Here is a 9,578-nt window from a genome sequence, read left to right as displayed (position 1 = left end):
CGTCGATGCCGACAATAATAGCTGTGCCTGAAGGTCAGCGATAGCACGGCCAAAGCCCGAATTGCCATCGGTAACCATTCGCGCGGCTTCTTTCCGCTCCCGAACTGACAATTGGGGTATCCGGCCGATAATGGGCAGCCGCACCGCTGTTTCGAGAGCCGCGCTCGATCGGATGGATTTATCACGCAATTCCATAAGAAACGCGCCGGCCATGCCGAAACAGATGCCGCCAATTCCACCCAATGCAAGCCACGACGAGAGACGCGGACTTACCTTCGACCTTGCCGGAACAGCACGTGAAATCATACGCGCTTCGGCAGTGGCGATACCGTCCTGCTCGATCGTTTGTTTGTAACGTGTCAGGTAGCTTTCATATATCGCGCGGTTTGCCGAAGCTTCGCGATCCAGCTGATCGGCCTGGACAGTGGCTTTGTTGGCCGTCGACATGCTGTCCTGTAGCTCTTTCAGATTTGCCTCAACCGACGCTTGCTGAAGATGCGTGACATTTATCTCGTTTCGGAGACTATCCAGAATCTGTTGAACCTCCGCACCAATCTGGCCCTTCAGCGATTCAAGCTGCGAGTTAAACTGCGGGAGCTGGACGCTTTGAGTTGCCCCGCTCTCCTTGATTTGCTGAATATTCCTCTCGATCCGGGATTGTTCCGTCCGCAGTGCCAAGATGGCCGGGGAATTGAGAATCTCCGACAAAGCCACGCCAGAGTTATTCTTTGACGCCTCGATTGCGGTTGACAGCCGGGCTTCAGCACCTGCAAGTTTTCCCCGCAGGGTCGCGAGTTCCGCATTCAGCGCAGCAATTTGCTGCGACTGCAGCGTCATACCGTTGGCCTTCACGAGTCCTGATTGCTCGCGAAAATCGGCGGCGGCGCGTTCAGAGTGTTCGAGCGTTGCCCGCAGGCTAGAGAGCTTTCCGCCAAGCCAATCACTAACACGGCGCGTGGCCGAGGTTTGCAGATCGATTTGATAGTTGAGGTACGCTTCACCGAACGCATTCGCGACAGCAGCGGAATATTCCGGATTATTCGCACGGTAACCGATGTAAATCGTGTACGATCTGCCGTCATTGAGAACATTAAGATTCGACAGTAGCTCATCAATTCTTGACCGGTCGGACGGCGTTTCCTCATCTGTCGCGACAAGATTTCCTTGGCCCGGCACAATGATTTTGCCCTTGGAGTCGAAACCTTGACGGTCTAGGTCGGCCAGTACCTTCTCGGCCATGGAGCGCGAGCTGATAATGTCGAGTTCCGTCCGCAAAACCGGACTTTCCTGCGGAAGCGGTGAAACGACCGATTCATTTGGAAGCGCCTGCAATTTGCGAACGTTTAGGGCCAAGATCGCTTCTGAGCTGTACTTGGCCGGGGCGGTCATATAGCCCACTATCGCCAGCCCCATACACACAACAATGGCTGATAGAACTGTAAGCCATCTGTTCATCAGGAGCGAAAGGATTCGCGACAATGGCATTCCGCCCTGCGGGGGCAAAACTTCAGAAACGATCATGATCAATACCTCTGAAAATCAGATATCGGTTAGCAGGTAGGCCGTTCAGAATCTGGATTCATGCGGAATCATGTCGCTAATTTTGTACGCAACCTCCGTCCGATTAGTGGCACCCAGTTTCTTCATGATATTGCGAATATGGACCTTTACCGTGCTTTCGCAGAGGTTGAGCTCATAGGCGATAATCTTGTTTGCCTTGCCACGACGGAGACCCTCAGCAACGGCGGACTGCCGTGCTGTAAACGAAGTGGTGATGTGACGAAACTCGTCGCTTCGGCCGCCAAGGAGCTTACGCAAAGTTAGAACGCTACTTGCCGGTACAAACTTTCCACCGGCGATTGCCAGTTCAATTGCCTGCATGCAGATCTCGATGCCAACTGTTGTGGGGATATATCCACGAACGCCGAGTTCCAATGCCTTCAGAATAAAGGTCAGATCATCATTGTCGGCAACGACAACCACAGCTGCAGTCTGGAAAGTCGCGACAAGCTCGCTGATTTCAGCAGTTAGATTGGCATCGTCCAGCGTGCGATTGCCAGTGTTGATCAACACGGCGCGCAAATTGGATAGTTCTTTTTTAGAGGCTTGCCATTCTTCCAGGCTACCGAATGTAAATACTTTGAGGCCTATGTGATGGTTGATCAAAGCCTGAGCGAGACATTCGCGTTCCAAAGCGCGCTTGTCGACAATAGCCAAGTAATCTTCTGTACTGTATTTTTGGAATTGACGATTACCGTTGTATTTATCGTTGGATTGTTGGCTGTTATTTACAATGATCTCGCGATCATATGGCTCTTGTTCATTGTTGCCCAAACGGGATGGATGAATATTCTCCATTGTATTAACCCCAATTTTTATCTTTTGTTGCGAGTTGATCTATTGAACGCGCATAAACACGTCCAGCCGCACTTCTTTTTCACGAATATTAATTTACGCTCTTTATTTGTTAGTGTCTTTAATCCTCTTATAATTCCTTCGATGGTAAAAAATTTGACGGTGTAGCCAGCTATAGCCCGATCCCATAGGCTGGATTAATTCGTCGAGGATGCCTATTAGTTCGTTTCCCCCGCATCTGCCATCGAACTAAACATATAAAGAAAGGCTTATACTTGAGATTTATGCTGCGCAGAGCGGCAAACGACGCGAACGCAGTGATTCGCATCGCTTTAAACACGTGATTCGTTAGATTCTAAAATGTGGTCAGGATAGAATAACGGCACTCTGCATTTTTGAATGCAGAGCGGCTCGAGTGACCGAGGGTTATCCTATAGTCAAGGCCAACTTGCGATTTGTGAAGGCTTCGGCAAAGCGTTCTTCAGCGCGGCATTCCATGCCCCGTAGGCGGGCCAGCCCTTTGAATGTCAATTCATCGAACCAGTCTTTCGAGCGCTGTGTCCCGAAGTGCTCGAGAAGAAGTTCGGTTTTCCGGTCCATGATTTTGGACGGCAAGGGCATATATGTGTTGTGCCGCATGAGATCCCCGTCCCATTTTGGAATTTCATATTCGAGCACAAAATGATTGCGGAAGACATTGGTTGTCAAACGGTTCACTTCCCTGTGATCCTGGTGGCCGTCGTCGCGCGCGTGCGTGAAAATCACGTCGGGCGAGACGCGTTCGCGTACAGCATTGAGCCATTGTTTGATCTCGCGGGACTGACTGGGGAAATAGCTGTCTTCAAACTCGGCAAGTTCGATATTGCTCGTGGCGGCGCCTTCAAGAAAAGCAACAGCTGAGGCATTTGCTTCACCCGCACGGATCCCGGGTGCGCTTAGCACACACCAGTGGACGTCAAGCAGAACACCATCGGCAATAAGACGCAGGATCGTTCCCCCTGCACCTATTTCGATATCGTCCGAATGCGCTCCTAAGCAAAGGACAGAAAGACGCTCTCCGCGTCTCGCCAAAGGCAATTCTTTCATAACGCCTTGACCAAACGGATGTTGGAGCCGTCTTTCAGTGCGCCATGAGCTGTCCAAGGCATTTCACCACGCTCAACCATTTCCTGGAGAGCCTGCCAATCGCGCAGCGTATCCATTGAACGCCAGAAACCTTCGTGCTTGTAGGCCATCAGCATGTCGTCTGCGATGAGCCTACTGAAGGGTTCGAGTACGAGTTCCTCGGATTCCCGCATGTAATCGAATATCTCGCCACGGAAGAGGAAGTAACCACCATTTATCCAGATGTCGGAACGGTCAGAGGAGCGGAACTCGCGCACACGTCCGTCTTCGGCTATGTCCGCCAGATGATAGGTAAGCGGTGGGCGAACGGCGAGGAAGCATGCGATTTTTCCGCTGGCTTCAAATTTTTCTATCATGTCGTCCAGATCGACATTGCTCAGGCCGTCACTATAATTGGCGAGAAATATCTTTTCGTTTCTGACTTGATTGCGCACCGCCCAGAGGCGCTCGCCGATGTTGCGCCAGATACCCGTGTCGATCAGAGAAATACGCCAATCTTTTTGCGACTCTCCCAACACCTCTACGTTGCCATCACCCGTGACCACACAGTCCGAGAACGTCTGCGGGCGGCAATTGAGGAAAAAGTCCTTGACTACGTTGGCTTTGTAGCCAAGGCAAAGGATGAAATCATCATGTCCATAGTCGGCATAGTACTGCATGACGTGCCGCAGAATCGGCTGAGAGCCAAGCGGAATCATGGGTTTTGGAACGTTTTCCGAATATTCGCGAATGCGGGTGCCCATGCCACCACAGAACAGAACAACCTTCATGACTTGAGCTCCTTCGGGTCGATGACGGCGACACCCGGAATGGGAACAACGAATTTTGCGCCCCATTCCTGGACGTGCCGCATCTGTGCAACGATCTCGTCCTTGAGATTCCAGGGCAGGATCAGAATGTAGTCGGGTTTGACCAGATCGATGGCTTCAACGGGTTCGATCGGGATATGCATGCCTGGTGTATAGCGGCCATGCTTGTAAGGGTTCCTGTCTACGGTAAAATCGAGGAAATCGGTTCCGATACCGCAATAGTTGAGCAGCGTATTGCCTTTACCGGGTGCGCCATATCCGCAGATGGTCTTGCCGGCCTTTTTTGCTTCAATGAGGAACGATAGAAGCTCACGCTTTACCTGGCGGGCATTCTCTACGAACGAGGTGTAAATCTCGATCCTGTCGAGGCCTGCATCGATCTCATTTTTCACAACTCGGGCCACACTTGGCTGAGTCGGACGCTCACTAGCCGCATGCGCGAGGTGAACGCGCAACGAGCCACCATGCGTACCGAGTTCTTCTACATCAATGACTTTCAACTCGTGCCGTTCGGCCATGAGTTCAATTGTGAGAAGCGAGAAATATGAAAAGTGCTCGTGATAGATCGTGTCGAACTGGTTTTCGGCGATCAGTTTCTCGATATGAGGAAACTCCAGGGTGATAACACCTTCGGGCTTCAACAGGATTTTCATGCCGGCGACGAAATCGTTGAGGTCCGGTACCTGCGCCAATACGTTATTGCCGGCGATGAGGTCTGCGCGCAGTCCTTCATTCACCAGCGCCTGAGCATATTTTTCACCGAAAAACTCCACACGAGTCGGAATGCCCTTCTCAATAGCGACCTTGGCAACATTGGCCGCCGGCTCGACGCCGAGCACGGGAATGTTCAACGGAAGGAAGTGCTGAAGCAGGTAACCGTCGTTGCTGGCGAGCTCGACGACAAGGCTATCGCGACCAAGCTGGAGTTGCTCTGCCATCTGATGGCAGTATTTCTTCGCATGCGCGACCCAGCTGGTGGAATAGGAAGAGAAATACGCATACTCTTCAAAAATGGCCTGCGGGCTCACATATTCGCTTAATTGCACCAGCAGGCACTCTTCGCAAACATAAGCGTGGAGCGGATAGTATGCTTCCATAGAATCGATCAGTTCGCGCGGAACAAAGCTCTCACAGGGAGGCGACATTCCGAGATCAATGAAAGTGTACTTCAAACCGGTGCCGCACAGGCGACAGGAATGTTTTTTGTCGCTTGGGCGGTTCGCCAATAAGAGAGTACTGGTTTGAATATTCATGCCTTGGCTCCTGATCACCACGTGTGTTCCCCTGTCCGCATGAGATTCTCGGGACAAGCGGCATCCTCAGGCTATGAAGTTACGGCCTTCACCACGCGCGGGCGATATGACAATGCGATCAGTGGGCTCATCCGAACGGTGGAACGCCTCCATATTGTGTCCGTCAAACGGAGTGTGACCCTTGATGCTCCCCAAGCGTTCAGTCCACGCAGCAGGAACATCGGTGATGGTTGGCCTACCTCTTATTGTGACTTTCGCGTGTACGCGGAGTTTGACAAAATTGGTGGTTCAGAAATGGTTGAAATGAGGCAGACAGAATGAGATTTACCGAGACAGAACTTAGCGGTGCGTGGCTAGTCGAGACGGTTCCGCTCTCGGATGCGCGCGGATCGTTCGCCCGAACGTTTTGCGTAGACGAGTTCCGAGAACATGGACTCGAAACAACATTTGTTCAGCACAGCATGTCGCATTCGGTAACCAAACATACTTTGCGAGGTATGCACTTTCAGACGGCGCCGCACGCCGAGGTGAAGGTGGTTTCCTGCATAAGGGGCGCAATACTGGACGTGATCATCGATCTTCGCCCTCACTCGCCTCAGTACCGGCGCTGGACTGCCTACGAACTTTCCGACAGCAATTGCCGCCAGCTCTATATCCCGAAGGGATTTGCGCACGGTTTCCAGACGCTGCGCGACGACGCGACTGTCTCTTATCTCATATCGGAGTTTTACAATCCGCAGGCCTCGACCGGTGTTAGGTGGAACGATCGGGCGTTTGCAATCGACTGGCCAGCGAAGCCAACTGTCCTGTCTGACAAAGATCAAGCTTGGCCGCTGCTGGACGCCTCACCCGCCTGATCTTGTTCCGGCGCCTCGGCGAGTAGGCCGTTTGCGAGCAGCAACTGCGCGGCCCGGGCGATATCGCGGAAGGACATGTTGGATTTCTGTGCGATATCGAGCAGCGTGTGATTGCCATCTGCCAGATTGAGCACCCAAAGGTACCCCATGGCGGTTTCTCCGGCAGACTTATCGCCGCCTAATGCGGAATAAAGACCACGCCTGCCGAGCTGAGGCTCGCCTTTCGGGAAAAGATTAATCGGCGTCCAGTTCATCTCCAATATATCGATCGCATCCATGATCATCCGATAGGACGAGCCCAGGTGCTCCGGCGAGATGAAATCCAGATTGTCAGCAGATGTGTGATATTCAGGAAATGTTCCAAATGCGCTCCGTTGGAAGAGCCCAACCGGAAGATTGAATCCCGGCGAACAATATTGGCGTTCATCATAGCCGTAAGGGCTGAAATCGCTAATCTTACCCTGCCTGCCGTCCGCGTTCAGTACGTACTGCATTGCCTGATCAATGAGGGTGTTGCCCCGGCGGCTTCGCTTGTAATTGGGTCCGCCGCCATCGCCGACACAAGAAACGATCAGTCCATGGTCGATCCGTGAGACCTTGTCTTCATTGCCGGCAAGCCACGTGAGCGCACCGATCGTTCCGGGCGCAAAAAGGAAGCGATAATTGTAGCGTGTTTTGCGTGTACGTAACGCTTTGGCCAGACAAGCCAATAGTGCCAGGCCGGAACAATTATCATTGGCCAGTGATGGATGACAGATATGGGCGGAAAGCAGCACATCTCTATCTGACTGACCCTTGTGGACATATTCGCCATAGGTCAAATGTCCGTCACGCTTCTCGGAATCAATCAGAACTTCGTATTCGCCCTCCTCCAGTTGAAGGAGCTCGTTGTGCGCCATGCACACGCCCCATTGCTCGCTGTAATAAGACGTTCTGTAGGGAATAAGGTCCGGCTGTTCGGGCAAGGTATGGATGTGAGTTTTCAATTCGCTGAGGGGCATCGTCTGTCGCACAGCCGCGCTGTATCCCAGGACGTGCAGATTATTGTCAGCGAAGTCGAGAACCTTCCGGCCAGATGGGTCCTTGATATAGGCGTCGCGGATATTCCATTCCTGAGGCACCGTCCAATCAAGCGCCTGCGTTCCGGTCGGGACCTCGTATTGTGTCAGATCGATATGCTGGCCGAGGATTTGCAGTGTTTCACGCACGCCGTCCCCGGTTATGCTCCGGCAGATCGGAAAAAGCCGAGCGGCGAGCGCGTAGATGCGGATCCCCACATCAACCTCGACGTCGCCTGTCGTCCTGATCGTATCAAACGATACCATAAAGCTGTTCATGGCGGACACGGATGGTCATATGACGGCATCGGCCAAGGCCGGATGCCGAGATGACGACGGAATACGGCGTAGACTCTGGTTCAACGTGCCCTCGACCAGCGACTTCCGGATGTTGCTGATGCGTTGATAACGGGGCCCCTCAAATTCCTGGAGGGTCAATCCGGCACTCATGTAAGCTGCATGCAACTGTTCTGCACCGGCCTTTGCGTCCCAGACCGGTTTGAATGCTGGCAGAACCCGGGCGATTTTCTCGAAGCTTACACGGTAGGAACGCGTGTCGGGACCCGCATCATCTGCAAATTCAAGCCGGCAACCGGGCACGACCTGCGCCACGATCTCTGCAATTTCCCGAATGCGGTAATTATGCGCCGACTGACCGACGTTAAATGCTTCGTTGTGCACCTTGTCCTTTGGAGCTTCCATAGCAGCGAGGAAAGCGCGCGAAATATCTTCGATATGGACGATCGGACGCCAAGGCGACCCATCGGATTTCAGCAGGATGACACCTTCAGTGACCGCCCAAGCGACGAGATTATTCAGGACAATATCAAATCGCAGCATTGGAGACAGACCATATGCGGTCGCGGGCCTCAAATAGACAGGTGTAAAGTTGTCGTCGGCGAGCTTTGCAATGTCCTTCTCAGCAAGCACTTTGGACGAGCCATAGGCCGTAACGGGATTGAGCTGTCCGGTCTCGTCTATCATGCCCTCGCCCGACTTGCCGTAGTTGCTGCAGGACGAAGCAAAGAGAAACCGGGAAACGCCAGCCTTCTTTGCCGTTTCAGCAAACTTCACGCTGCCGCGATGGTTGATTTCATAGGTGATATCCGGATTGAGATTGCTGAGCGGATCATTCGACAATGCCGCGAGATGAATAATCGCGTCGAAGCCTTTGAGGTCGCTTACCGTCACGTCACGTACATCCTTGCAGACCGCAGGAATGTCGGCGATGGCCCCCCCCGGGGCGTAGGAACAACTGCGATAAAGCTCGGCGTCGTAGCCGTGAACCTCATGGCCGGCTTTCATCAGGAAAGGCGCCATGACCGTTCCAATATAACCGCGATGCCCTGTCACAAGTACTTTCATTGTGTATCGTCCTTCTACGCGTAGATGTTTTTCTGGTAAACGGTACTTGCGGGCGGGCAGAACGGCGAGAGAGGAGTTCGGAGGATCATCATCGATACGAACTACACTTTCGGCAAATGTGCTACGCCTTTTGTCCGATGCAATCGTCTGAACGCTGACGCACTCAGTCGGTATCGCTCAGCAGAAGGAGCCAGTCCGAAAAACCTGCCGCATTTTGTGCCTGTGGGGACTCGAATGTGATGGTGTTAGCCTTGGAGTCACTTTTCGCGATCGCTTCACTGAATTGCCCGGATGAAGGATCAAACCAGCGAGCATGTTGCTTTGTGGGCCCTAGCGCTGCTTTGTGGAGGATGACGCTGCTCCGGTCGGACAGGTAGATCACTGCAAGGTTACCCTTCGCCGAGCGACTGCCAATAACATACCCGGGAAGCGGTGGATCCGGCGCGACGAGAAGTTTCCCCTGCTCTGGTTCGAGCGTCCACCAGGCGATAGCGTCGAAGAACGCCTTGAGATGACTCATGCTTTGGGCACCGCGGCTGGAAAGGGCTTTCTGCCAGGTTACCGGGCGTGGGAAAAGAGCCGGACCAGCAAAATGCCAGACCGGATTATTGCCAAACACCTGGCCGGCGGCTCCCGAAAGAATTGCGCCATACGCGATCTCCCGAATGGTCTGCTCGGTCGTGTTGTGCTCTCCTTCATACATACCCTCGATGAAAAAAAACGGGCGCGCTTGTCCCGAGAGATAACGTTTTATAG

The 9,578-nt window shown here is 53.0% G+C and carries 9 protein-coding genes; 1 reads left to right on the top strand and 8 read right to left on the bottom strand.

Going from position 1 to position 9,578, the window contains the following annotated elements:
- The 5 genes from ACXJ5O_RS11740 to ACXJ5O_RS11720 all read right to left on the bottom strand — a co-directional run.
- Positions 1–1,521: GumC family protein (locus ACXJ5O_RS11740; RefSeq protein ID WP_457300050.1), on the bottom strand; the 1,521-nt coding region annotated here is incomplete at its 3' end.
- Positions 1,522–1,566: 45 nt separating this feature from the next.
- Positions 1,567–2,358, bottom strand: coding sequence for a response regulator transcription factor (locus ACXJ5O_RS11735; RefSeq protein ID WP_112526193.1), 792 nt, complete (start codon positions 2,356–2,358; stop codon positions 1,567–1,569).
- 423 nt (positions 2,359–2,781) lie between these two features.
- Positions 2,782–3,441, bottom strand: a complete 660-nt coding sequence (locus ACXJ5O_RS11730) for a PIG-L deacetylase family protein (protein WP_457300049.1) — start codon at positions 3,439–3,441, stop codon at positions 2,782–2,784.
- Positions 3,438–4,250 carry a sugar phosphate nucleotidyltransferase gene (locus ACXJ5O_RS11725; protein WP_112526197.1) on the bottom strand — a complete coding sequence of 271 codons (813 nt, stop codon included), beginning with the start codon at positions 4,248–4,250 and terminating at the stop codon, positions 3,438–3,440. Before ACXJ5O_RS11725 ends, ACXJ5O_RS11730 begins: the two co-directional genes overlap by 4 nt.
- Positions 4,247–5,542: a methyltransferase domain-containing protein gene (locus tag ACXJ5O_RS11720; protein ID WP_457300048.1), complete on the bottom strand. Its 1,296-nt coding sequence runs from the start codon at positions 5,540–5,542 to the stop codon at positions 4,247–4,249. The genes ACXJ5O_RS11725 and ACXJ5O_RS11720 overlap by 4 nt, the downstream gene beginning before the upstream one ends.
- Before the next feature lie 317 nt (positions 5,543–5,859).
- Here ACXJ5O_RS11720 and rfbC point away from each other — a divergent pair, with 317 nt between their 5' ends.
- Entirely contained in the window at positions 5,860–6,399 is a 540-nt protein-coding gene (rfbC, locus tag ACXJ5O_RS11715) for a dTDP-4-dehydrorhamnose 3,5-epimerase (protein ID WP_457300047.1), read from the top strand.
- Here the strand turns inward: rfbC and ACXJ5O_RS11710 are convergent.
- The 3 genes from ACXJ5O_RS11710 to ACXJ5O_RS11700 form a co-directional block, all read right to left on the bottom strand.
- Entirely contained in the window at positions 6,363–7,724 is a 1,362-nt protein-coding gene (locus tag ACXJ5O_RS11710; protein WP_457300046.1) for a DUF4910 domain-containing protein, read from the bottom strand. The genes rfbC and ACXJ5O_RS11710 overlap by 37 nt on opposite strands.
- 27 nt (positions 7,725–7,751) lie before the next feature.
- Positions 7,752–8,822 carry an NAD-dependent epimerase/dehydratase family protein gene (locus ACXJ5O_RS11705; protein WP_457300045.1) on the bottom strand — a complete coding sequence of 357 codons (1,071 nt, stop codon included), beginning with the start codon at positions 8,820–8,822 and terminating at the stop codon, positions 7,752–7,754.
- A 163-nt stretch (positions 8,823–8,985) separates the two neighbouring features.
- Positions 8,986–9,578: apiosidase-like domain-containing protein (locus ACXJ5O_RS11700; RefSeq protein WP_457300044.1), on the bottom strand; the 593-nt coding region annotated here is incomplete at its 5' end.

The organism is Phyllobacterium sp. P5_D12, assembly GCF_054049495.1.
This window is presented reverse-complemented; position numbering and strand designations above follow the sequence as displayed.